This window comes from Mucilaginibacter sp. HD30 (genome assembly GCF_054061755.1).
Genome location: NZ_JBSSEO010000001.1, coordinates 4,686,086 through 4,708,276, shown reverse-complemented (window position 1 = coordinate 4,708,276; position 22,191 = coordinate 4,686,086). Strand labels below are relative to the sequence as shown.

The 22,191-nt window shown below is 42.2% G+C and carries 23 protein-coding genes; 12 read left to right on the top strand and 11 right to left on the bottom strand.

The window, feature by feature from the left end; genetic code table 11:
* Position 1: 1 nt before the first annotated feature.
* Complete coding sequence (locus tag ACVW2L_RS22185; RefSeq protein WP_457130129.1) at positions 2–364, bottom strand: methionine-R-sulfoxide reductase; 363 nt, start codon at positions 362–364, stop codon at positions 2–4.
* Positions 365–567: 203 nt separating this feature from the next.
* Between ACVW2L_RS22185 and ACVW2L_RS22180 the strand changes: the two genes are divergently transcribed.
* On the top strand, positions 568–1,137 hold the full coding sequence (locus ACVW2L_RS22180; RefSeq protein ID WP_457130128.1) for a GNAT family N-acetyltransferase: 570 nt from the start codon (positions 568–570) through the stop codon (positions 1,135–1,137).
* On the opposite strand, the gene ACVW2L_RS22175 is transcribed toward ACVW2L_RS22180, so the two are convergent.
* Positions 1,134–2,888 carry a lysophospholipid acyltransferase family protein gene (locus tag ACVW2L_RS22175; protein ID WP_457130127.1) on the bottom strand — a complete coding sequence of 585 codons (1,755 nt, stop codon included), beginning with the start codon at positions 2,886–2,888 and terminating at the stop codon, positions 1,134–1,136. The genes ACVW2L_RS22180 and ACVW2L_RS22175 overlap by 4 nt on opposite strands.
* 37 nt (positions 2,889–2,925) lie before the next feature.
* Here ACVW2L_RS22175 and ACVW2L_RS22170 point away from each other — a divergent pair, with 37 nt between their 5' ends.
* Both ACVW2L_RS22170 and ACVW2L_RS22165 read left to right on the top strand, forming a co-directional pair.
* Positions 2,926–3,588, top strand: coding sequence for a ComEA family DNA-binding protein (locus ACVW2L_RS22170; RefSeq protein WP_457130126.1), 663 nt, complete (start codon positions 2,926–2,928; stop codon positions 3,586–3,588).
* Entirely contained in the window at positions 3,585–4,112 is a 528-nt protein-coding gene (locus tag ACVW2L_RS22165; protein ID WP_457130125.1) for an adenine phosphoribosyltransferase, read from the top strand. The genes ACVW2L_RS22170 and ACVW2L_RS22165 overlap by 4 nt, the downstream gene beginning before the upstream one ends.
* Before the next feature lie 62 nt (positions 4,113–4,174).
* Here ACVW2L_RS22165 and hpf read toward each other — a convergent pair whose 3' ends face one another.
* The 3 genes from hpf to rpsU form a co-directional block, all read right to left on the bottom strand.
* Positions 4,175–4,522: a ribosome hibernation-promoting factor, HPF/YfiA family gene (gene hpf / locus ACVW2L_RS22160; RefSeq protein WP_377101158.1), complete on the bottom strand. Its 348-nt coding sequence runs from the start codon at positions 4,520–4,522 to the stop codon at positions 4,175–4,177.
* Positions 4,523–4,534: 12 nt separating this feature from the next.
* Positions 4,535–5,440, bottom strand: coding sequence for a tyrosine-type recombinase/integrase (locus tag ACVW2L_RS22155; protein WP_457130124.1), 906 nt, complete (start codon positions 5,438–5,440; stop codon positions 4,535–4,537).
* 77 nt (positions 5,441–5,517) lie between these two features.
* Positions 5,518–5,712: a 30S ribosomal protein S21 gene (gene rpsU, locus ACVW2L_RS22150; RefSeq protein ID WP_457130123.1), complete on the bottom strand. Its 195-nt coding sequence runs from the start codon at positions 5,710–5,712 to the stop codon at positions 5,518–5,520.
* Positions 5,713–5,899: 187 nt separating this feature from the next.
* On the opposite strand from rpsU, the gene ACVW2L_RS22145 reads away from it, so the two are divergent.
* From ACVW2L_RS22145 to sucD, 5 genes are all read left to right on the top strand, one after another.
* Positions 5,900–7,486, top strand: coding sequence for an ATP-binding protein (locus tag ACVW2L_RS22145; RefSeq protein ID WP_457130122.1), 1,587 nt, complete (start codon positions 5,900–5,902; stop codon positions 7,484–7,486).
* A gap of 87 nt (positions 7,487–7,573) precedes the next feature.
* Positions 7,574–8,425: a methylated-DNA--[protein]-cysteine S-methyltransferase gene (locus tag ACVW2L_RS22140; RefSeq protein WP_457130121.1), complete on the top strand. Its 852-nt coding sequence runs from the start codon at positions 7,574–7,576 to the stop codon at positions 8,423–8,425.
* A 275-nt stretch (positions 8,426–8,700) separates the two neighbouring features.
* Entirely contained in the window at positions 8,701–8,970 is a 270-nt protein-coding gene (locus ACVW2L_RS22135; protein WP_457130120.1) for an Ada metal-binding domain-containing protein, read from the top strand.
* Complete coding sequence (locus ACVW2L_RS22130) at positions 8,957–9,568, top strand: alpha-ketoglutarate-dependent dioxygenase AlkB family protein (RefSeq protein ID WP_457130119.1); 612 nt, start codon at positions 8,957–8,959, stop codon at positions 9,566–9,568. The genes ACVW2L_RS22135 and ACVW2L_RS22130 overlap by 14 nt, the downstream gene beginning before the upstream one ends.
* 228 nt (positions 9,569–9,796) lie before the next feature.
* The gene (gene sucD, locus ACVW2L_RS22125; protein ID WP_457130118.1) at positions 9,797–10,675 is read left to right on the top strand and encodes a succinate--CoA ligase subunit alpha; all 879 of its coding nucleotides are present in this window, start codon (positions 9,797–9,799) and stop codon (positions 10,673–10,675) included.
* Between the two features lie 795 nt (positions 10,676–11,470).
* Here sucD and gltX read toward each other — a convergent pair.
* Positions 11,471–12,976, bottom strand: coding sequence for a glutamate--tRNA ligase (gltX, locus tag ACVW2L_RS22120; RefSeq protein ID WP_457130117.1), 1,506 nt, complete (start codon positions 12,974–12,976; stop codon positions 11,471–11,473).
* A gap of 192 nt (positions 12,977–13,168) precedes the next feature.
* Between gltX and ACVW2L_RS22115 the strand changes: the two genes are divergently transcribed.
* Together ACVW2L_RS22115 and ACVW2L_RS22110 are read left to right on the top strand one after the other, a co-directional pair.
* A complete protein-coding gene (locus ACVW2L_RS22115; RefSeq protein ID WP_457130222.1) occupies positions 13,169–14,380 on the top strand; it encodes a sensor histidine kinase in 1,212 nt (403 codons plus the stop codon).
* Entirely contained in the window at positions 14,361–14,867 is a 507-nt protein-coding gene (locus ACVW2L_RS22110; RefSeq protein ID WP_457130116.1) for a DinB family protein, read from the top strand. Before ACVW2L_RS22115 ends, ACVW2L_RS22110 begins: the two co-directional genes overlap by 20 nt.
* A gap of 70 nt (positions 14,868–14,937) precedes the next feature.
* Here the strand turns inward: ACVW2L_RS22110 and ACVW2L_RS22105 are convergent, their stop codons facing one another.
* Complete coding sequence (locus tag ACVW2L_RS22105) at positions 14,938–15,273, bottom strand: DUF6249 domain-containing protein (protein ID WP_457130115.1); 336 nt, start codon at positions 15,271–15,273, stop codon at positions 14,938–14,940.
* A gap of 189 nt (positions 15,274–15,462) precedes the next feature.
* Here ACVW2L_RS22105 and ACVW2L_RS22100 point away from each other — a divergent pair, with 189 nt between their 5' ends.
* Positions 15,463–16,044, top strand: a complete 582-nt coding sequence (locus ACVW2L_RS22100) for an RNA polymerase sigma factor (protein WP_457130114.1) — start codon at positions 15,463–15,465, stop codon at positions 16,042–16,044.
* A 5-nt stretch (positions 16,045–16,049) separates the two neighbouring features.
* Entirely contained in the window at positions 16,050–16,535 is a 486-nt protein-coding gene (locus tag ACVW2L_RS22095; RefSeq protein WP_457130113.1) for a hypothetical protein, read from the top strand.
* Between the two features lie 278 nt (positions 16,536–16,813).
* Here ACVW2L_RS22095 and ACVW2L_RS22090 read toward each other — a convergent pair whose 3' ends face one another.
* The 4 genes from ACVW2L_RS22090 to ACVW2L_RS22075 form a co-directional block, all read right to left on the bottom strand.
* Complete coding sequence (locus tag ACVW2L_RS22090) at positions 16,814–18,517, bottom strand: sodium:solute symporter (protein ID WP_457130112.1); 1,704 nt, start codon at positions 18,515–18,517, stop codon at positions 16,814–16,816.
* 108 nt (positions 18,518–18,625) lie between these two features.
* On the bottom strand, positions 18,626–18,811 hold the full coding sequence (locus tag ACVW2L_RS22085) for a hypothetical protein (RefSeq protein ID WP_457130111.1): 186 nt from the start codon (positions 18,809–18,811) through the stop codon (positions 18,626–18,628).
* A gap of 215 nt (positions 18,812–19,026) precedes the next feature.
* A complete protein-coding gene (locus ACVW2L_RS22080) occupies positions 19,027–19,344 on the bottom strand; it encodes a GIY-YIG nuclease family protein (protein WP_457130110.1) in 318 nt (105 codons plus the stop codon).
* 120 nt (positions 19,345–19,464) lie between these two features.
* Positions 19,465–21,933 carry a PIG-L family deacetylase gene (locus ACVW2L_RS22075; protein ID WP_457130109.1) on the bottom strand — a complete coding sequence of 823 codons (2,469 nt, stop codon included), beginning with the start codon at positions 21,931–21,933 and terminating at the stop codon, positions 19,465–19,467.
* Positions 21,934–22,191: the final 258 nt, after the last annotated feature.

Here is a 22,191-nt window from a genome sequence, read left to right as displayed (position 1 = left end):
TTTATTGTACAGGAACAAATTTCATTGACAAAGAATTAACACAGTGGCGCACATTTTTTGGTGTTAAATATTCACCCTCAAAAACGTGCCCAAGGTGAGCGCCGCAATTGGCACAAACAATTTCAACGCGGCGGCCATCTGCGTCTGGTACCCGCTTTACTGCGGCTGATATTTCATCGTCAAAACTTGGCCAGCCGCAATGCGATTCAAATTTTGACTCGGAAGTATAAAGCGGTGTATCGCAGCGTTTGCAAACGTATAAACCCTGCGCCTTATTATTTAATAACGCTCCTGTAAATGGGCGCTCTGTGCCTTTGTGTAATATCACCCATTCTTCGTCGGGTGTGAGTTTGTTGTATTCCATTTTTAATTATTTAATTACTGAGCTGTTGAATGGTTTCTCGATATATACAATGTACGCATATAAATTCAACTGATTTTAGCACGAATGGTTTGTTGACATAGTGTTGACCGAAGGACAAGCACCCTCTCTTCTATTTAAGGAATAGATGTTTTAAAACTATTCAACTATAACTTATGTAGATTAGAAATTCATCCATAACAAAAATGTTGATCAGAAAAGCAAAGCGCGAAGAAGCTAACATCATTGCACCTTACCTATTGATGGCAATGGGCGATATTGCATACAATTTTATAGGAGAAAGCTCGCCGGACAAAGCGACTGCCTGGTTAGAAACACTCATAAGCAAAAGCGATAATCAGTATTCTTTTGAAAATTGCATGGTGGTAGATACCGGGCAAAAAATTATTGCAGCTGCACTGGTGTATAATGGTAGCCAATTACAGCAGTTGCGCCAACCCGTTGCAAAAGTAATCAAGCAGATGTTTAACCGGGACTTTAATCCAGAGGATGAAACTGAACCGGGCGAATATTACATAGATTGCATAGCGGTGAATCCTGAGCAGCGAGGGCAGAAAATTGGCACTAAGCTATTGCAATTTCTGATAGATGAATATGTATACAAAAGAAATGAAACACTTGGTTTGCTGGTAGATAAAGATAACCCGGCAGCCCAAAAATTATACCTGAAATTAGGTTTTAAATTTGTTGGCAATAAGACTTTCGCAGGAAAACAAATGGAACATCTTCAATTAAAGGGAAACAATTATCCCTAAAAATTCTGCGTTAGTTTCTCCAGCATATCCTCTGGTATCTTTTCCAGATCAAGCACCAGAAAACCATCAAGCGAATCGGAAAATTTGGGGTCGATATTGAAGCCTATTATCTTCGCGTTTAACCCAATGTATTGCCGCAGCAACACAGGCACCTTTATATTCCGTGTTTCTACTTCCGATATCAGGCTGTCCAGGTTTTTAAAAGTATCCTCGCTACCGCGCAACACGTCGGTATCTATCTGGGAAAAATCAACCTTAAACTTTTTACGCGGCTTAACAAATGCGGCCATTTCATTATCGAAATGATTGCGGTTAATGTATTCTACTATTAATGATTTAGAAAACCTGGAGAAGGAGTTGCTGATGCTTACCGGCCCAATCAAATAGCTGTACCTGGGCTTATCAGCTACAAACTTTATTATACCCTTCCAGAGCAAAAACAGAGGTAAAGGTTTTAACTGATATTCTTTGCGGATGAACGAGCGGCCAAGTTCCAGACTCCGTTTAAGCACAGGCGTAAGCTCCGATTTTATTTTAAACAGCTCGTTTATATAAAATCCTTTTTTGCCGAAACTATAGAATATCTCATCGCCCAGGCCTATGCGGTAAGCGCCAACTACCCTGCGGGCCTCTTTATCCCATATAAAAAGGTGATGGTAGTAAATATCGTACTCATCTAAATCAATTGATTTGTTGGTACCCTCTCCAACCTCTCTAAAAGTGATCTCGCGCAGCCGACCTATTTCTCTGATAACACAAGGTATATTTTCGGTGGGTGTTATAAATACTTCATAGTTTTTCTCCGTCCAAACCAAATAATCCTCCCGCAATTGAATAACCTCTTGCTCTAAAATGTCAGTATCAATAGTTTTAACTATCTCCTGCTGCTTTTTTTTTATTTTGAACAGTTTGCGTGGATCAAACAGGCGCTTTTCACCTTCCAATCCGGTACCCAGCGCATAGGTTTTGGCCCGTAAGAAGTTGAGCAACTGGGTGGTGTTACTATAGTTGGGAAAATCTTGCGCAGCAATTGGTTTACCAATACGCAGTTTTATGATATGCCCCTGTTTGTTAAAAAGCTCTGACGGCAGTTTTGCAGTACGCAGCGTTGGATGGATTAAACCGAGCAGATTAAATAACAGGCCGTTATTGCCATGAAAATAAATTGGCACCACCGGCACTTTTGATTTGGCGATGATCTTACCAACTACCGGATGCCATATCTTATCTGTAACCTGTTGCTTATCAATTTTAAAGGTAGACACCTCGCCTGCCGGGAAAATACCTATAGGTGTACCATCTGCTAATAAACTGAGCGTGTTTTTTATACCACTTATACTGGATGAATGTTCAACGTTCTCAAAAGGATTTACCGCGATAAAATATTCACTCAGGTTGGGTATCTTTTTCAGAATAAAGTTAGCCATTAACCTGGCATCAGGCCGCACCATTAACAGCATTTTAAGCAGTACCAGGCCTTCTATACCTCCATACGGATGATTTGCAATTGCGATAAAGCTACCCTTTCGTGGTATATGCCTCAGGTCCTTCTCATTAAACGCTATTTCTACACCACAACCTTGTAAAATAGCGTCAATAAATTCAATGCCCTGTTTTGGTTGCGCCTCGGCAAACAAACTATTCACCTGATTTATCTTCATCAATTCCATCAGGAATGAGGCAAGGCCCGGCATTTTCAGTTTATCAACTCCGGTAGCTTTTGCAAATTCCTCGGTGGTTATTACTTTCATTTTTAAATTGCTAATTTAACGGCTACTTCCCTAAATCATGAGGCAACGAATAACCAACTATTTTTCCATTACTAAAAAAGAATGGAACGGCACCGTTGTGCTGGTTATAGCGATATTGTTAGTTGTAGCTGTGCCTTACGTTTATCAAAATCTCCACAAAGATAAACCAATAAACTATAAAGAGTTTGATAAAGCAGTGGCCTTACTTAGCGTAGCAGATAAAAAATCAAAAATAAATGCCAACTCCGGTAAAGGCAACCCATCGGTATTTGCTTACTCCTCAAATAAATTAAAGCCGGGCGAAACGGTAGACGTCAATACTGCCGATTCTGCCGCACTAACCCATATACATGGTATAGGGCCTTCATTTGCCCGGCGCATTGTGGCTTACCGTAAAAAGCTGGGTGGTTTTATAAATAAAGATCAATTGAAAGAAGTGTATGGTCTTGATTCGGAAAAATATGCTGAGATAAATAATGAAGTGCGGATAGAGCCTTCCGGTGTTAAGAAACTGGCTATTAACACTATTGATTTTGAAACCCTGCGGCATTTCCCATACCTTAGCTATAAACAGGCTAATGCGGTGATACAATACCGCGTGCAGCATGGCAATTACCGATCATTAAACGACATGCGCGACATCGTCCTTCTTAATGACGAAATTTTAAGTAAAATTGCACCATACATCACTTTTAAATGATTGAACAACGAATTAAAGCTGCTATACGCGACATCCCTGATTTCCCAAAACCCGGTATTGTATTTAAGGATATTACCACTATTTTAAAAGACCCTGTTTTATGTGTGGATATAGTTGATGCCTTTATTGACCTGCTAAAAGATAAACACATAGATGTTGTGGCAGGAGTTGAAAGTCGTGGGTTTTTATTTGGACTAACGTTGGCCACCAAGCTGGGAGTATCGTTTGTACCGATCCGAAAAGCAGGTAAACTTCCCTATTCCGTAAAACAAAAAACATACGACCTGGAGTATGGCAGCGCGGTGATAGAGATGCACATAGACGCTTTTGAACCGGGCGCAAATGTTCTGCTACATGATGACTTGCTTGCCACCGGCGGCACCGTAACTGCAGCCAGCGATTTGATAAGTGATATGGGTGGGAAAGTATGCGGTTTTACTTTTGTAGTTGGCCTTGGATTTTTAAATGGGAGAGAAAAAATAGCACCTATTAATGGCGATATAATTGTGCTGGCAGAATATTAAGCAAAAAAAAAGCGCCCCGATTTTTCGGAGCGCTTCATTATTTAATTAATATATCGTTTTTATTAAAATTCTTCTTCGGTTGAAGTCAGAACAGCTTTTCTAACCTCCTGCGCTGCTATTTCTTTCTTTGTTTTATGCTTCGCTATTTGCTTGCGCAGGCTTTCAATAGCCAAATCGGTTGCCTCTTCAAAAGTTTTGCATTGCTCTTTAGCAAATATGGTATTGCCGGGCAAATGCAGTTTTATTTCTGCTATTTTATTTGCTTCATGTTCTACATTTTCCAACTTTAAATAAACTTCCCCGTTTATAATGTTATCAAAAAAGGTATCCAGCTTATCAGCTTTCTTCTGTATAAATGCCAATAAATTTTTGTCTGCATTAAAATGAATTGATTGCACTGTAATTTTCATGGTTCCTCCTTTTTATGCCTTTGGATGGGCGAGTTTATAAATAGACTTTAATCTTTCAACGGAATTATGGGTATAGATCTGCGTAGCGCTCAGGCTAGCATGCCCCAAAAGCTCTTTTATAGCATTCAGGGCGGCTCCTTTGTTGAGCAGGCTGGTTGCAAAAGTGTGCCGTAGCACATGCGGACTTCTTTTGCTTTGGGTTGATATATGGGATAAATATTTCTGCACAATTAAATAAACAAGCTTCGGATATACGTCTGTCCCTTTATTTGTAACGATCAATGTTAACGATTTGTTACTAAAATTTTCACTTTTCTTTAAGTCCAGAAATTTTGTCAGCAAATGGCGCAATTCTAAGTTCAGCGGAATGATGCGCTGCTTATTACGTTTGCCTAAAACTTTTACCGTGCCTTCATAATTATCTATATCTGTTTCCTTAAGGCCCACCATTTCTGCAAGGCGCATGCCCGTACCGAATAGCATTTCAATTACAAGCTTATCGCGGGTTCCGGCAAAATCTTCTGTAAAAACATCTGCACTGTCTAACATCTGGGAAAGCCGTGCGTCCTCTACTACCACCGGAAGATTTTTTGGCACTTTGGGTGTATGTATTTTTGATGCAGGATTGATAGTGATCACCCCATCCGCCAACAAAAATTTAAAGTACTTACGCAGTGTTGCTATTTTACGACTGATGGACCGTGAAGCGATCTGGTTACCCATCATTTCAACCATCCAATTGCGAATGTGGTGTTGGGTTATTTGTTCAGGATGGGTAATTATTACTTCCGGACTATTTAAAAAGGCCATAAATTGGTCAAGGTCTGACCGGTAGGCTGATACGGTGTGCGGAGAGTACCGCTTTTCGAACTGTATATATTGTATGAAACGCTCTAAAAACATAAAAACTACTTGCACATCCGTGTAAATTGAATGTACAAATAGTTTTTTATATGTTTTCAGGAAAACTGAAAAATTCTTTTTATTGAAAAGAACTATACAGCAGTTTCCAGATTTAAGCCTTGTTTGTAAATGGCATGCTTAACCACGTGACGACGGGTCACAGATTTTTTCTCGAATGCCTGGCGGCTACGCAATTCGCGCAATACACCTGTTTTCTCAAATTTCTTTTTGAAGCGTTTTAATGCTTTATCTAAAGATTCGCCTTCTTTAATGTTGATGATGATCATAATTCCCAAATACCTCCTTTCAGGGACGTCAAAGGTAAGCACAAAGTTTTGATTTTCAAATAGATTTTTTCTAAATCAAAACTTTGTGCCTTAAATGCTGTGGGTGGCTATTTAGCAAAACATTTAGTATGCTGTTCTGTTAAAAACATCTATATTTAACGTGCTGTTAACCGGCCTTATATACAATATGTCCGAATCAAACATTCAAGAATCACCATATTTACATTACCTGGACGGCGGCGGCGAAATGGGCCGGCTTACCCGGGAATTTGATTGGGAAAAAACCACTTTGGGTACACCTGATACCTGGTCGCAAAGCTTGCTTACTACAGTTAGTATCATACTCAATTCTCGCTTTCCTATGTTTTTATGGTGGGGGCCTTCATGCATACAGTTTTATAATGATGCCTACCGGCCCAGTTTGGGCCAGAACGGTAAACACCCGACCGCACTCGGCCAAAACGGTGTAGACTGCTGGCAGGAAATATGGCCCATTATTAAACCTTTAATAGACCAGGTAATGGCCGGCGGCGAATCAACCTGGAGCGAGGACCAGTTGATACCCATTTACCGCAATAATAAATTGGAAGATGTTTACTGGACCTTTAGCTACAGTAAGGTTATTGACGAAACCGGCAAACCCGCCGGCGTATTGGTTATATGTAATGAAACTACTGAAAAAGTAAGATCGTATAATTCCGTCAAAAGCGCCAAGCAGGACCTTGAGTTTGCCATTGAAGCCGCTGAACTGGGCACATGGGATCTTAACCCGTTAACCAATCACTTTATAGGCAATACGCGTTTAAAGGAATGGTTTGGCTTGCCGTTGGAAGAAAGCATAGACCTTAACCTGGCCATTTCTGCAATAGTTGAAGATGACCGCGCACAGGTAATTGAAGCCATAAAAAATGCCATAGCGCCGGGTTCTGAAGGTAATTATAATATAATATACACTGTAAAAAGCCTGAAAGACGAGATCCGCAGGGTGCTTGAGGTAAAAGGGAAAGCGCTGTTTGATGCAGAAGGGAAAGCGTACCGATTTAGTGGCATAGCGCAGGAAGTTACCGAAGCCTATAAACTACAGCAACGAAAGGACGAGTTTATAAGCGTAGCCAGCCACGAGTTAAAAACACCCATTACATCGCTTAGTGCGTCAATGCAGATCTTACAAAAGCTGGTAAAGACCGATCCGTCGTCCGAAAAAATACCGGTGTTTGTAAATAAAGCTAATAACAACTTGAGCAAGCTTATTAACCTGCTTGATGATCTGCTTAACGTAACCAAGATACAACAGGGCCAACTTGCGCTTAACATTACCCGGTTTGACATTGTTGAACTAATAAAGGACTGCTGCGGCTACATTAACTTTAACAGCGAGCATGAATTTAAACTAATGGGCGATGACGAGGTAATGATATTTGCCGATTACCGCCGCATTTACCAGGTAATGATAAACCTGATAGGCAATGCCGTAAAATACTCGCCACAATCTAACCGGGTAGAGATAACAGTTTTTCATGATGAAGAGAACGTAACGGTATCGGTTCGCGATTTTGGTATTGGTATCAATCCGGAAAAACTTCCTCACCTGTTTGACAGGTATTACCGCGTTGATGCTTTTGGGCACCAGTTTTCGGGCCTGGGGCTTGGGCTTTACATTACTGCCGAGATCATTCAGCGCCATAACGGCAAAATAGCTGTAGATAGTAATCTTGGCAGCGGCAGTAACTTTTGGTTTAGTTTGCCAATGGATGACAGAATGGTTGAACAGTAACCAGGCAACTAATTTAACTAACACAGCAAGAAACGGGTTTCATAACGTTTTGCAGGCAGGTAAATTTGTACCATTAATGTTATGATAATGGAAACGCAAAACGAAATTGATTATAAAAGAATAGCCGAAGCCATAGAATTTTTAAGGCTGAACCATAAACTGCAACCTACTTTAGAGCAGGCAGCAGAGCATGTTAACCTAAGCCCCTTTCACTTTCAGCGGATGTTTAAGGATTGGGCGGGGGTAACACCTAAGCAGTTTCTACAATACCTGAGTATTGAATACGCCAAATCTGTCCTAAAGGAAAAACAAGCCTCGCTTTTTGATGCTGCTTTTGAAACCGGCCTGTCGGGAACTGGTCGCCTGCACGATCTCTTTATAAAGGTTGAGGGTATGACACCCGGCGAATTCAAAAACGGAGGCGAGCAACTCAATATCAACTATAGCTTTGCAGAGAGCCCGTTTGGGGCGGTCTTAGTGGCCTCAACAGCCAAAGGTATTTGCTATATGGCATTTGCTGATGAGGGTAATGATGAAGCTTTTTCCCATCTTCAGCATGCATTTCCAAATGCGCAATTCAACTTGTTTTTAGACCGCATCCAGCAAAACGCCATCTTTATTTTTACCCAGGACTGGAGCAAACTCGATCAGATAAAACTGCACCTAAAAGGCACGCCTTTCCAACTGAAGGTCTGGGAAACCTTACTTAAAGTGCCCATGGGCGGGCTGGTAACTTATGGTGGGTTGGCAGGTAAATTACAGAGTCCTAATGCCAGTAGGGCGGTAGGTTCGGCGGTGGGTGATAACCCTGTAGCTTTTCTTATCCCCTGCCACCGGGTCATCCGTTCAACTGGCCAGATCGGCCAGTATCATTGGGGTAGTGATCGCAAAAACGCCATGATTGGTTGGGAAGCGTCGAAGGCATTCGGAGCAGTTTGATCTGGCAATCCCACAGTAATATTCGCACGTGTTGCACAAAATATATGTTCCCTTGCTAAAAAATATTCAATTAATTGAATATTAGATATTTAACGATTTAAAATGTCATGACTTTTACGTCTGGAAAGATAGCTGTAATATCTACTTAATTAATTAAATATCAGGCAATTGAAAAAGCCTAAAATTGCCCATTTTTTTGATCATTTAGCAACACTTTTGCAACCGATTAGCAACACTTTTTTTGAATGACCGCAGCGGTTAACATATCAATTTAAATGACCGAGCACCTCACCTTAGGCGACAAACCTCTCACCCGGGGCCGCGCATTACATAAACTTATCGCCACAGGCGAAATAAAATTGGCCGGCAATAAAAAGCTGAAAATATACGGCACACTTAAATGTTCATCAGGCAGACGATTGAAATTAGAAAACCGTATATTCTTTAAAAACGAAGACGAAGCGATAGCCAACAACTACCGCCCATGCGGCAATTGTATGCCTGCCGGTTATAAATTATGGAAAAACAACAATGGAACTATTTGAGCAAGAGAAAGCACCCAACCTTTTGCCCTACGGCGGCGAGGTTATATATTATGGCCGGGTGATGGATGCGCAAAGGGCCAACCATTATCTTGACGTTTTGCTAAACACAATTGAGTGGAAAAACGATGAAGCGGTGATATTCGGCAGGCACATTATTACCAAACGTAAAGTGGCCTGGTATGCCGATAATGATTATAGCTACACCTATTCCAACACCACTAAACACGCCTTACCCTGGACAAAGGAATTATCGGCATTAAAAACACTGACTGAAGAACTAACAGGACATCAATTTAATTCGTGTTTGCTTAACTTGTATCACAATGGCGATGAAGGTATGGCCTGGCATAGCGATGATGAAAAAGCTTTGGGTAAAGATACCGCCATTGCATCCTTAAGCTTCGGTGCGGAGCGCAAATTCGCGCTTAAACACCGCGAAAGCAAACATAAGGAGGAGTTGATATTAGCCCATGGCAGCTTGTTGATAATGAAGGGCGCAACACAAAGTAACTGGCTGCACTGTCTGCCCAAATCAAAAAAGATAAAAGAGCCAAGGGTTAATCTTACTTTCAGGACGATGGTGCAGAATAAAGTTTAAGTAAAAAGAGGTGAATGTATTGGTTGCTTAAACCTTCTGCAATTTTGTTCCAGCGGAACAAGACCCAAATGACAGAAGTTTAAATAATAATTGGTTATAATAATACCCGTTCGGCAAACTTCATCATAATTATTACAATAATTTATGGCCTAAACGCCTAATACGGGCAAATTTAGTTTGAGAATATGGCCAATAAACTTAGATTTGCGCTACAAAAATCAAAATTCAATGAGTGTACTCGTAAATAAGGATTCTAAAGTTATTGTTCAGGGTTTTACAGGTAATGAAGGTTCGTACCACGCGTCGCAAATGATAGCATATGGTACGCAGCTGGTTGGCGGGGTTACTCCCGGCAAAGGCGGGCAAACCCACCTTGACAGACCTGTGTTTAATACTGTTGCCGATGCTGTTAAACAAACCGGTGCTGATGTATCCATCATTTTTGTTCCGCCTGCATTTGCTGCCGATGCGATAATGGAAGCTGCTGAAGCGGGTATAAAGGTAATTGTCTGCATTACCGAAGGTATCCCTACAAAGGATATGATACAGGTTAAAGAATATCTGGCAGACAAAGACTCACGCTTAATTGGCCCTAACTGCCCTGGTATTATCACTGCCGACGAAAGCAAAATTGGCATTATGCCGGGCTTTATCTTCAAAAAAGGTAACGTTGGTGTAGTTTCAAAATCGGGTACCTTAACTTACGAAGCGGTTGACCAGGTTGTTAAAGCCGGTTTAGGCATAACCACTGCCATTGGTATTGGTGGCGATCCAATCATTGGTACACCTACCAAAGAAGCTGTTGAATTATTAATGAACGATCCTGATACACACGGTATCATTATGATAGGCGAAATAGGTGGCGGCATGGAAGCAGAAGCTGCCCGCTGGATTAAAGAGCATGGCACTAAACCTGTTGTAGGTTTCATTGCGGGCCAAACCGCGCCTCCGGGACGCCGTATGGGCCACGCCGGTGCAATTGTTGGCGGTGCTGATGATACTGCTGCTGCAAAAATGAAGATCATGGCTGAGTGCGGTATCCGTGTAGTTGAATCGCCTGCCGAAATTGGCGCTGCTATGGCAGAAGAATTGGCTAAGCTTGCTTAACTAAGCAGTTATAAAAAAAAGAAAATCCCGGAGCTAAAGCTCGGGATTTTTTTTTGCTAAATATGCCGTTATGAGCACGAAGCAATCCCTATGCGGGTCATTGAGCGTAGTCCACCGCTCTTGCCTTGCCAAGTTTATTATTGTTCTTTTCCTTGATGAAAAGAACCAAAAATCAAGTCAGCAGAGATGCTTCTTTGCCGCACATGGCCTTTGCCCTGCAAAACGCAATGCGCCACGGCTACGTTACGTTGCGGCGGACTAACTGATCGCTTTGTTAATCTGTAATCGCAACGTTCCTGATGCCTTTGCCCACACACAACCCACTGCGCATTGCGTTTTCAACCAAAGCTTATCTGCTGACGGATTCTACAAATAAAAAATTACTGCACACAAGAAACATTAAAAAGAAATAGGTTGCCTGGTAGGTGTGCGGCCAAGAGTATAACATTTACGTTTTTTTAACATTGCAATATTCACAACAGAGCACAATTCGTCAGCCGCGCAGCTTCGGAAAAGAGCAGGGAAAACAGATGGCCTGTGTGTGGGCAGGGGCATAGTAAATTTTTGCTGAAGCGGTGGCGTGTGCGGTAACAGGCGCAAAAAGATTACAGCCCGTGGTTTTACCTGATCGTGGGCAAAGGCCTTGTGCGCAAAGAAGCATCGTGGATGACTTGATTTTTGTTTCTTTTTATCAAGAAAAAGAAAAAAGGCTTCCGCGGCCTCAGCGGGGCAAGCTAAGAGCGTTAAGGCCTCACTAAGCTACAGATGAAGTCGATTTAATCAAAAAAGCAAGGTCTAATTACCAAACTCCGCTACCCCAGCCTCAATTCGCTTAACGGTTTCGGCCTTACCAATTAATGCAGCAATATCAAACACATGCGGACCAAATTTACCGCCTACCAGCATTACCCGGAAGGGCAGCATTACATCGCCGGGTTTTAAACCTTTATCGGCAGCTAATGCTTTAAACTTTTCCTCCAGTACTACAGCCGCAATGGTATCGCTACCATTTAATAATGCAACAACATCATTAAAAAAATCGGTTTTCTCGGGCGTCCATTTTGGTTTTACAGCATTCAGGTCATATTCCTGCGGTATCTCAAAAAAGTATTTAGCCTGGTCGTAAAAGTCAGTCAGCAAAGTACAGCGGTCCTTTATCAGGTTAATAACAGTTAGCAAATAAGTGGTGTCATCGTTTGCAACAATACCCTTAACCTGCAAAACCTCTTTTACTTCAGCCAGTAAGTTTTCGCCGCTTGACTTTTTTATCCACTCAGCATTGAACCATTTGGCTTTTTCAAAATCAAACTTGGCGCCCGATTTATTGATACGCTCTATAGAAAACTTCGCTACCAGTTCGTTTAAAGTAAACAACTCCTGGCCACTGCCATCGTTCCAGCCCAAAGTAGCCAGCATATTAACAAAAGCCTCGGGCAAAAAACCCATGCCATTGTAACCCTTGTCGCCTTGCCAATCTAAAGCAAACACCGGGAAACCCAAACGGGCACCATCGCGTTTACTAAGCTTGCCGTGTCCATCGGGTTTTAATATTAAAGGCAGGTGTGCCCATTTAGGCATTTCATCTTTCCAGCCCAGGTATTTCCATAACAACAAATGCACGGGTGCAGATGGCAACCACTCCTCACCGCGAAAAGCGTGGGTTATCTTCATTAAGTAATCATCAACCACAACGGCTAAATGATAGGTAGGCATACCATCCGCCTTTAACAAAACCTTATCATCAACCTGGTTGGTATCAAAACTAACGTTGCCTCGTATCAAGTCGTTAAAGTTCACGGTCTCGTCGGCAGGTATTTTTATGCGGATAACATGTGGGGTATGGGCATCTAATAAAGCATCAACCTCGTGCTGTGGCAAAGAAAGTGAGTTACGCAAACCATCGCGGTAAACCTGGCCGTACTGAAAGTTAGGTATCTCTTTGCGGTTTTTATCCAATTCTTCGGCGGTATCAAAAGCATAATAAGCATGCCCCTGCATCACCAGCTGCTCGGCATACTGGCGATATAAACTTTTCCGTTCGCTTTGGCGGTATGGGGCATATTGGCCGGGCTTAACCGGGCTTTCATCAGCCTCAATACCACACCATTTAAGGCAATCAATTATGTATTGTTCCGCGCCTTCAACAAAGCGGGTTTGGTCTGTGTCTTCTATCCTTAAAATAAATTCGCCGCTATTTTTTTTGGCGAAAAGGTAATTAAACAGTGCAGTACGCACTCCTCCTAAGTGTAAACCACCCGTAGGACTGGGTGCAAACCTAACTCTCACTTTCTTATCTGACATATGTGGCGCAAAGATAGTTTTTAGTCGGGAAGTCCGAAAGTTAGTAAAGTCCGGATGATGTAATGTTTTTTTAGTCCGAAAGTCGGGAAAGTCAGGAAGTGGGCAATCTTTATTACTTTCCAACTTGTGTGGACTTTCCGAGTTTAGGACTTCCCGACTCCAATAAAATTTGCGTTATTTGATATTGATATGATAAACGCGTACCAAAACAGGAGGCTATGGAATTACATTTTGTTGTTTTTTGCAACAATTATAGCCAGCGGCTCGCTGATGTATACCCGGTATCTGGTAAAAAACATAGCACGCTCAGAACGCGCGCGTGCACAGATCTGGGCGCTGAGTATTAAGGAAACCATCAATGCTGATAATAGTAACTCTCTATCTTATATTTTCACGGTGCGCGATAGTTCTGCCGTTCCGGCAATTGTAACTAATCATAACGGAGATATATTGTTTTTTAAGGGGCTGGATACAACCAAAACCAATATTGATCTTCCGCCTGATGTAGCAGCAGGTAAAAAAGCACCAAAGTATGATCCGAAGTATTTTGAGACTCAGTTAGAAATTATGGAGTCGCAGCATGAACCATTTGAAATAGGTACCTGGCTTATCTATTACAAAGATTCTGATCTGCTTACCCAATTAAGGTTGTTCCCCTATGTGCAGCTCTCTGTTATTGCCATTTTCCTTTTACTGGCCTATACGGCTTTTAACTCATCGCGTAAATCAGAACAAAACCAGGTTTGGGTGGGGCTGGCAAAAGAAACCGCTCACCAGTTAGGCACCCCAATTTCGTCATTAATGGCCTGGCTGGAGTTATTGAAGGATAAGTTCAATGCCGAAGAAGACCCGCTAATGGCCGAAATGGGTAATGATATAAAACGCCTTGAAATTGTTGCAGACCGTTTTTCTAAAATTGGCTCGGTTCCTAAACTGGATACTTTGCCGGTTTATGGGGTAGTAAGTGATTTTGTGGATTATTTCAGGGTGCGTGTAAGTCATAATATCAACTTTGAAGTTACCGGAGATACCACGCTTCAGGCCGGCCTTAATATTCCGTTATTTGACTGGGTGATAGAGAACCTGCTTAAAAACGCAGTAAACGCTATTGAAGGCAAGGGTGATATTAAGGTAAATATTTCAACCAACAAGGTAAAGGATGAGATATTTATTGATATAAGCGATACCGGCAAAGGCATACCGCGCAGCAAATTTGTGCGAGTATTTCAGCCAGGCTACACCACGCGCAAACGTGGTTGGGGTTTGGGCCTGTCATTAACTAAACGCATTGTAGAAAATTATCATAACGGCCATATATTTGTGCGCGAATCTGAACTGGGCAAAGGCACAACTTTCCGCATCAGCTTAAAAAACATCAGAACAAATGATACCACCGAAGCCTGAAGAATACGCTCCAATGATGGGCAACTACATTAAACTGGTAGCCGATACCAATATTATTAATACGCTTGAGCAGCAAAACACAACAGTTTTTGATCTGTTTAACAATTTGGCCGAGGAGAAAGCCATGTACGCTTATGGCCCCAATAAATGGACGCTTAAACAGGTTATTGGCCATTTAATTGATGCGGAACGCACTTTTGCATACCGGGCTTACGCTTTTTCGCGCGGCCAGGCCGAACTGCCGGGTTTTGATGAGAACACTTACGTAGAGCACGGCGGCTTTAACGCCCGGTCTGCGCAGGACCTTGCTACTGAGTTTAAAGCGGTAAGGATATCAAATTTATATTTCATCCGCGCGCTGAGTGTTGATCAATTGACAACGGTGGCCATCTCAAACAGCATCCCAACATCTGTACGAGCGCTGGTGTACGTAATGGCAGGCCATGTGCAGCACCACCTGAATATTGTTAACGAAAGATATTTTTGAGCTGAAAGCCGAAAGACCAAAGCTAAAAGTTTGTGAGTAACTCCTTGGCTTTTAGCTTTCGGCTTTCAGTCTACTTCGCTGTTTTCTTTTCTATCACATATGCACCAAGCAAACCCAGGCCGCCAAAAAATGCGATCATCGCAAAGTAAATGGCTTCGGCATCATTAAGTCTTAATGACCATTCTAAAATGTAGGCCAAAAACAATCCAACGCCGCCGCCTATCATTAACATACCCGCGGTTAGCACATAGTTGCGCGATCCGGCATTGTCAACTTGCAGGCGTGGGTCCATGCCGCGCTCTATCATCGCCATTTTTTCCTTATTGCGAAGGTAAACGATGCCGAAAATTAGTAAAAAGAATGCCAATGGCACAAAAATGGGAATTAGTACGTCTGCTCTTTCCATATAATTTAAAGTTTAATTTCTGGTTATGTAACACCATGTTACATTGTGTTTTGCAGCTATGACTACCTAATTTTTAACCAGGTTACGGCCTGTCTAACTTTTTTTAAAATATGGGTTCTGTTAAAAGCATATATTTATATAACGGGGGTGTAACCTCAATTAAATTTGCGTAGTCATAGTAAGCATTAAATGCAAAGCAAGCTTACCGACATTGAACTGATACAGCGCACGCTAAAAGGCGACCAGCGGGCTTATGCCTTATTGGTAAAAAATTATCAGCGGTATGTTTTTACGCTGGCACTACGCTTTACCAAAAGCCGCGAGGATGCCGAAGAAGTTGCACAGGACAGTTTTATAAAAGTATATAAGGCGCTGAATTCTTTTAAACAGGAATCAAAATTCAGCACCTGGTTGTATACTGTGGTATATACCACTGCTATGACAAGTTTACGAAAACGAGGCACCAATACCGTTGCGTTAGATGACGAGGAGAATTTTATTCAGATAGAAAACGCTGCTTCGGTAGCAGATGTAAACAGCGCAGAGAACCGCTCAAGATCGTTTTATCTTAATCAGGCCATATCGCAACTATCTGCCGATGACGGAGCTGTTTTAACGCTGTTTTATCATGCGGAACAATCATTAGAAGAAATAGCATTAATAATGGGTATTGAATCCAATGGCGTTAAAATAAAATTATACAGGGCGCGCAAGCGTTTAAAAGAAACGTTAGAACGCAATTTAAAACATGAGGCGAAAGAATTGATATGAACAACATGGAAGAAAAACTGTGGCAATATATTGATGGAACCTGCAGCGACGATGAGCGCTTAGCTATTGCTGCTTTAATTGAAAATGATGCAGCCTGGCACACGGCGTTTACCAAGATGTTGGAGTTGGACAATTCCATAGCAGAGATTAGCTTAGATGAGCCGTCTATGGCTTTCTCTTATAATGTGATGGAAGCCATACGTGCACAGGAAGCAAGTAAACCACTAAAAACAACTATCAACACCTACGTTGTTGGTGCAATTGCAGGATTTTTTATTGCTGCTATTATTGGAGTACTGGCGTTGATATTCTCTCAAGGAAGGTTAAGTATCGCGAACAGTCCGGTTGATGTCAGCCTGCCCGATCTTTCTGTCCCTGTAATTTCAAGCGTATTAAGGGTTTTCTTTTATGCAGATGTGATACTGTTGCTGTTTTTGGTTGATACCTTTTTGAGAAGGAGAAAGAGCACCGCTGAGGCCAAAAGTGTATAAAAATATAAACACGGTGTTCGGTTTTTTCAGACAGTTTTATTTTTACCACTGCTTCATTTTTTCTGAAAACATAATCCTTTCAACACTAATACCACAGTGAGATTTTTGGTACAGTAATTGATTATATACGTATGAACCGGTACTTACCGGTTTAATTGTGATAAGGTTTAGGTTGAATGCCCCTAAGAAGCAAGTTCGAAGGGGCATTTATTTTTTCCAAAAATTACAAATGCTGTCCAGAAAATGGAATTGTGATCTAACTGAGGACGATTTAATATTTATTTCGTCTGTGATGTTTCTTTATCCTCAAAAAACAAATTGAGCATCAACGCAAGCCCTATTACTAATAAACACCCTATGGCGTTAAGCCATAAATAAGCCACCACTTCGTAGTATCCGCATACGCAGATAATTATCTCCGATAACACCGCTGCAATAAATACCGCAGTTCCTCTTACCTTTTTTAAATAAAAAGCGGTTACAAAAACTCCCAATATGGTACCGTATATATAGGATCCCAGTTGATTTACTGCTTCTAACAAGTTACCCAGCTTGCTCGCATAAAGCGCCATGGCGATGCAAACCAATCCCCAAAATACGGTAGCAGCACGCGATGCGTTCAGATAATTCTGGTCTGATGCTGTTTTGTTTACGCCGCGTTTATAAATATCAATTACTGTTGTTGAAGCCAATGAGTTAAGCGCACTGGCCGTTGAGCCCATAGATGCCATAAATACAATGGCTATAAGCAGGCCTATTAGTCCTTTAGGCAGGTAATGCGTAACAAAGTTCAGGAACACGTAGTTGGTATCGTTGGTATCAGCCTGGGCGTTGTTCCTTTTCATTATGGCCATTCCCTCCTGCCTTATTTTGCTTACGGCATTTTCTGTTTGCTGTAGTTTAGTTCTGGCAAGTTCTACACGGGCATTGTCTTTACTATCTATGGCGTTTATTAGCTCTTCGGCGTTAGTTTTTCTTTGTTCAAAGGCCTTGGTGTACTCAGCATCTAAGGCATTGTACGCTGCGGCGTATCCACTTTTTTGCACCTGCTTTACCTCGTACTGGTTAAAAAACATCGGCGGCCTGTTAAACTGGTAAAACGCGAAAACCAACACTCCTATCAGCAAAATGCAAAACTGCATAGGGATCTTTATCAAGCCATTCATAATCAATCCCATCCTGCTTTGTCCAACCGAGCTGCCTGTTAAATACCGCCCCACCTGGCTTTGATCGGTACCGAAATAAGACAGCTGCAAAAAGAACCCACCAATAATACCGCTCCAAATATTGTAACGGTTGTTGGGTTCAAACTTCCAGTCGATAACATTCATGCGGCCCAGTTTGCCCGCAAGTCTTAGCGCATGTCCAAATCCAACATTTTGTGGCAGTAAGGCCACTACCATTGCCCCTGCGGCGAACATCCCCAAAAAAATGATGCTCATTTGCAGCAATTGTGTGTATGATACTGCCTTTGTACCACCGTAAACAGTATAGAATATTACCAGCCCGCCAATAAAAAGGGTGGTGTAAGTGGTATTTATATTAAGGATGGTTGAAAGGATAATAGACGGCGCATATATGGTAATACCTGTTGACAACCCGCGCTGTACCAAAAACAAAAAGGCTACCAACGAGCGGGTTTTCAGATCAAAACGTTGCTCCAGGTACTCGTAAGCGGTGTAAACTTTAAGGCGGTGGAATATAGGTACAAAGGTGATGCAAAGCACTATCATGGCCAGCGGTAGCCCGAAGTAGAACTGCACAAAGCGCATCCCGTCTGAGTAAGCTTGCCCGGGGGCCGAAAGGAAAGTGATAGCGCTGGCTTGCGTGGCCATTACCGAAAGCCCTATATGGTACCAGGGGAGGGATCGTCCGCCTACAAAATACTGATCAATGTTTTTGGTAGCGCCGCTTTTCCAAACACCATAAACTACTATGGTTAACAGGGTAATGGCGAGAACGATCCAGTCTATCAGGCTCATCTATAATAGAGCGTGATAAGCGAGAAGAAAATGATAAGGAAAACCAGCCAAATGATAACTACACCATAAAACTGGTTCCAGCTACGTATAAAGGGAGGTAATTCAGTATCAGACGTGCTTTTCATGGCCTTTAACGAAGGTTCTGAGGAAGAAACCGGCAAACAATAGGCCGGTTACGCCTAAACCAATTGTGAAGCCAATGCTAACGCCGGTAACTACACCAATAAAAAGACCGGTTAACAATGCAACCAGGTAATAAATAGAATAGAAATTGTTGTCTTCGTGTTGTTTCATGTTGTTATTATGTAGTAGGGCAAAAGTAATTGATTATGCGTTGTATAGCAAGCTAAAATTTCAATTGTAACAGGCTTCTTATTTGGTTAGTAGAATTTTATTTGTCATTCTGAGCGATAGCGAAGAATCTTGTAAACCATGTTGTACCGAGCGCTCGGTTAGTAAAGCGTATAAGATTCTTCGCTATCGCTCAGAATGACAACTTAATTTAGAGTTCAGGTTTGGGGTGGCCAATCCATTATATCGGTATTCAAAAAACGCCAATCCGGATTTTCACTTTCAATTAGTTTTTCTTTCTTAACACGCAACCAGCCTTTTATTTCCTTTTCCCTTTCAATAGCATGATTTATATACTGATGCCTTTCAAACCAAACCAAGTAATAGCATTTGTATTTTGTAGTGAAATTGTCCTTTTTTTCAGTTCCAAAATAGTGTTCATAAAGCCTTCTTTCAAGGCTGTTTGTAACGCCAACATATAGTACCTTTTTACTCGAGGTTGTTAATATATAAGTGTAAAAATTGTACTGCCTCATCTTAAAAAAAGTTTGTCATTCTGAGCAATAGCGAAGAATCTTGTAAGCGATACTAAGCCGCTCGTTCATATGTAAAGCGTATAAGATTCTTCGCTATCGCTCAGAATGACAATTTTAGTTTTACCTCGGCTTACTCAACAAATTAACAAATAACTTATACGCACCCGGCACACCGGCAGGCAGCTCTCTGAAGAACACCAGCGAGGTGTAAATAAAGCGGCCCTTGCCATAATCGCCTACAATTAGTGAGCCCGGGTTTGGTTGTTCACCGGCATCATTCATCTGTAAGATGCTTTTATAGCGCGGGTCAATGTTACTTACAAAATACAGACCGCGTTCCTGAATCCAGCCTTCAAAATCGGCCGGGGTAATTTTGTTGGGATAGTTAAGTACGGGGTTAGTCGGATCAAGGAACGTAACCGCCGCATTCTCATCAGTAACGCGCTGGTTAACCGGACGGAAAGGATACGGACCCGGATTAACCACAATACCATTGTTGTTATTGTATTGCACCACCAAATTGCCACCATTATTTACATAATCTAACAAACGCGGCTGCATTACGGCCAGGCGCGGATTTACGTTGTACGCACGTATGCCGGTAACAATGGCATCGTAAACAGAAAGATCAGCGTTCATTATTTCGTTTTCTGTAAGCTGATGAACGTCATAACCCACCTGCATTAAAGCTTCCGGAACTAAATCGCCCGCACCTGCTAGGTAACCTATTTTTTTACCGGCAGTTTTCAAGTCCAGGTTGATCAATTTTGTCTCGGCCGGAGGGAATAAAGTAATGGCAGGCACGTGATCGTATAAAATTTGTTGTATACCTAAACTCCAATCCTTATCCCCAACTTTTACTACTGCTTGTAGTGTGCTGGTTTTAGGTTTATCGTCGCCCGGAGTTATAGTAAATGATGCTACCCACTCCGCATTGCGTGCTTTATCTGTAAAGTCAATTTTTTCGGGAGCGATCTTCCAGCCTGCAATTGGCTTTAGGCTTATGCTGCCACTTGCCTTGGTAAAGGCCTGCATTTTTATCTGCACGGTTTGCGGCTGCTGAGTGTTGAAAACGTAGTCTTTGTTGATGATGTTAGCGCTTACCGGTGGAGCGATAACCAGGGGCTGATAAATCTCACCTTTAGCAGGTTCAACGTACTTATACGTTACTGGGCGATCATAGCTTATATATATCCCGGCAATTGTGAATACAAATGTTACGCGCTTGTAGTCGGGATTTTCCGGACTGCCTACTTTGGTTTCGTCATTAATTGTGTATATACCAATGGGGTGAGGCGATTCAAGCCAATAAGGTTGTGTAATATTACCAGCATAATCATTTAAACTAAAACTTTTTATTTGATTTATGGGCAAATCGCCATTTGCAGGCTGCTCAACGTTTTTGTGGTCTATCTTACCGTCAAAGTAGGACACTTCTAATTTATTAATCTTTACATCAGGCAGTAGTCTGCTTATTATTTGCGCATTTACCTTTATTTCTTCTCCCACAGCATAAGTAGCCTGTGCCGTATAGGCTTCAAACCACAAACCGGCGCAGGCGGCTATCAGTTCTTTTAAGCATTTTAATTTTTGTTCTTTCCAGTATGGGTCGCTTACCTCTTCAACTTTAGTCAGTAACGACACCAATGCCGGAACAGACTTCTCCGGGTGATCAAGATCCAGATTTTTGCGTATACCTGCTATATCTGCCGATATACCTTTTCCACCATTTACACGCGTCCAGGTGGTGTTCACACCATCCATCAAATCAGTTTTCGGGGCATCGCCTAATATCGTTCTAAAAGTTTCCTGCGCATCGCCGCGTTGTTTGGCGCTGCCAAATCCTTGTGTTTTATGGTTAGAGCGGCTATCGGCAGCTACCTCGCCATATCCCTTACCCAATGCCGTATTATAAGCGCCTGTGCTCATTTTAAATGGGCCCTCGGTATTGGCACCGCCAAAATTAGCGCCGTTAACCATCAGGCGCTTTGCTTGCCATACTTGTGTATATTTCAGTTGCTCGGGGAAACGTTTCGGATCGGCAGCTGCCGCAAATGCTTCCTGCGCTATAATGGCCGATGAGGTATGATGCCCGTGGCCACCCTCGCCGGTGGTGGTAAAGCGGCATATAATAATATCCGGTCTGAATTTTCTTATCACCCAAACTGCATCGCCTAAAACTTTCTCATGATCCCAAATCTTCAAAGTCTCTTCCGGCCCTTTTGAAAAACCAAAGTCGTTAGCCCTGCTAAAAAACTGTTCTGCACCGTCCATTCTTCGGGCCGCTAACAGCTCCTGCGTTCGTATCAATCCCAGCAACTCGCTTTGCTCATTACCTATTAAATTTTGCCCTCCATCGCCGCGTGTTAAAGCTAAATAGCCTGTGCGGTAATGCTTCTCCAAGGCCAGGTATGCCAGTAAACGGGTATTCTCATCATCGGGGTGAGCTGCTACATAAAGTACGCTGCCCAACACATCCAGTTTCTTCAGTTCTTGCAAAATGGTTCCCGGATCAGAAGGCGGGGCGGTTTGTGCACAAACTGCACTACTCAATAATAAAATTGCGGCAAGTAATTTGAGATGCTTCATAGGGATAAATATAAGGCAAAGATTGTATTATTTATAAGTCGTAAAGGTGGTCAGTCAGAAAGATGTTACACTATTTAGAGGGATTAAGCTCAAAAAAAATTGTACCCCCCCCAAACTCCCCTCTTGAGAGGGGGACCTTCGGGTCTGCGCGGCTGCGGGGGTGTGTTAAGCCTCATGCATAACACACCCCACCGCCCCCCCTCAAGAGGGGAATCGCACCGCCCGCAGCTTTTTTTTGATATTTCGGACTTCTCAATT

What these genes read in the sequence shown, in the direction of transcription:
- ACVW2L_RS22185 (WP_457130129.1), bottom strand. Translation starts at nt 364, where the DNA reads ATGGAATACAACAAACTCACACCCGACGAAGAATGGGTGATATTACAC.
- ACVW2L_RS22180 (WP_457130128.1), top strand. Translation starts at nt 568, where the DNA reads ATGTTGATCAGAAAAGCAAAGCGCGAAGAAGCTAACATCATTGCACCT.
- ACVW2L_RS22175 (WP_457130127.1), bottom strand. Translation starts at nt 2,888, where the DNA reads ATGAAAGTAATAACCACCGAGGAATTTGCAAAAGCTACCGGAGTTGAT.
- ACVW2L_RS22170 (WP_457130126.1), top strand. Translation starts at nt 2,926, where the DNA reads ATGAGGCAACGAATAACCAACTATTTTTCCATTACTAAAAAAGAATGG.
- ACVW2L_RS22165 (WP_457130125.1), top strand. Translation starts at nt 3,585, where the DNA reads ATGATTGAACAACGAATTAAAGCTGCTATACGCGACATCCCTGATTTC.
- hpf (WP_377101158.1), bottom strand. Translation starts at nt 4,522, where the DNA reads ATGAAAATTACAGTGCAATCAATTCATTTTAATGCAGACAAAAATTTA.
- rpsU (WP_457130123.1), bottom strand. Translation starts at nt 5,712, where the DNA reads ATGATCATCATCAACATTAAAGAAGGCGAATCTTTAGATAAAGCATTA.
- ACVW2L_RS22145 (WP_457130122.1), top strand. Translation starts at nt 5,900, where the DNA reads ATGTCCGAATCAAACATTCAAGAATCACCATATTTACATTACCTGGAC.
- ACVW2L_RS22140 (WP_457130121.1), top strand. Translation starts at nt 7,574, where the DNA reads ATGGAAACGCAAAACGAAATTGATTATAAAAGAATAGCCGAAGCCATA.
- ACVW2L_RS22135 (WP_457130120.1), top strand. Translation starts at nt 8,701, where the DNA reads ATGACCGAGCACCTCACCTTAGGCGACAAACCTCTCACCCGGGGCCGC.
- ACVW2L_RS22130 (WP_457130119.1), top strand. Translation starts at nt 8,957, where the DNA reads ATGGAACTATTTGAGCAAGAGAAAGCACCCAACCTTTTGCCCTACGGC.
- sucD (WP_457130118.1), top strand. Translation starts at nt 9,797, where the DNA reads ATGAGTGTACTCGTAAATAAGGATTCTAAAGTTATTGTTCAGGGTTTT.
- gltX (WP_457130117.1), bottom strand. Translation starts at nt 12,976, where the DNA reads ATGTCAGATAAGAAAGTGAGAGTTAGGTTTGCACCCAGTCCTACGGGT.
- ACVW2L_RS22110 (WP_457130116.1), top strand. Translation starts at nt 14,361, where the DNA reads ATGATACCACCGAAGCCTGAAGAATACGCTCCAATGATGGGCAACTAC.
- ACVW2L_RS22105 (WP_457130115.1), bottom strand. Translation starts at nt 15,273, where the DNA reads ATGGAAAGAGCAGACGTACTAATTCCCATTTTTGTGCCATTGGCATTC.
- ACVW2L_RS22100 (WP_457130114.1), top strand. Translation starts at nt 15,463, where the DNA reads ATGCAAAGCAAGCTTACCGACATTGAACTGATACAGCGCACGCTAAAA.
- ACVW2L_RS22095 (WP_457130113.1), top strand. Translation starts at nt 16,050, where the DNA reads ATGGAAGAAAAACTGTGGCAATATATTGATGGAACCTGCAGCGACGAT.
- ACVW2L_RS22090 (WP_457130112.1), bottom strand. Translation starts at nt 18,517, where the DNA reads ATGAGCCTGATAGACTGGATCGTTCTCGCCATTACCCTGTTAACCATA.
- ACVW2L_RS22085 (WP_457130111.1), bottom strand. Translation starts at nt 18,811, where the DNA reads ATGAAACAACACGAAGACAACAATTTCTATTCTATTTATTACCTGGTT.
- ACVW2L_RS22080 (WP_457130110.1), bottom strand. Translation starts at nt 19,344, where the DNA reads ATGAGGCAGTACAATTTTTACACTTATATATTAACAACCTCGAGTAAA.
- ACVW2L_RS22075 (WP_457130109.1), bottom strand. Translation starts at nt 21,933, where the DNA reads ATGAAGCATCTCAAATTACTTGCCGCAATTTTATTATTGAGTAGTGCA.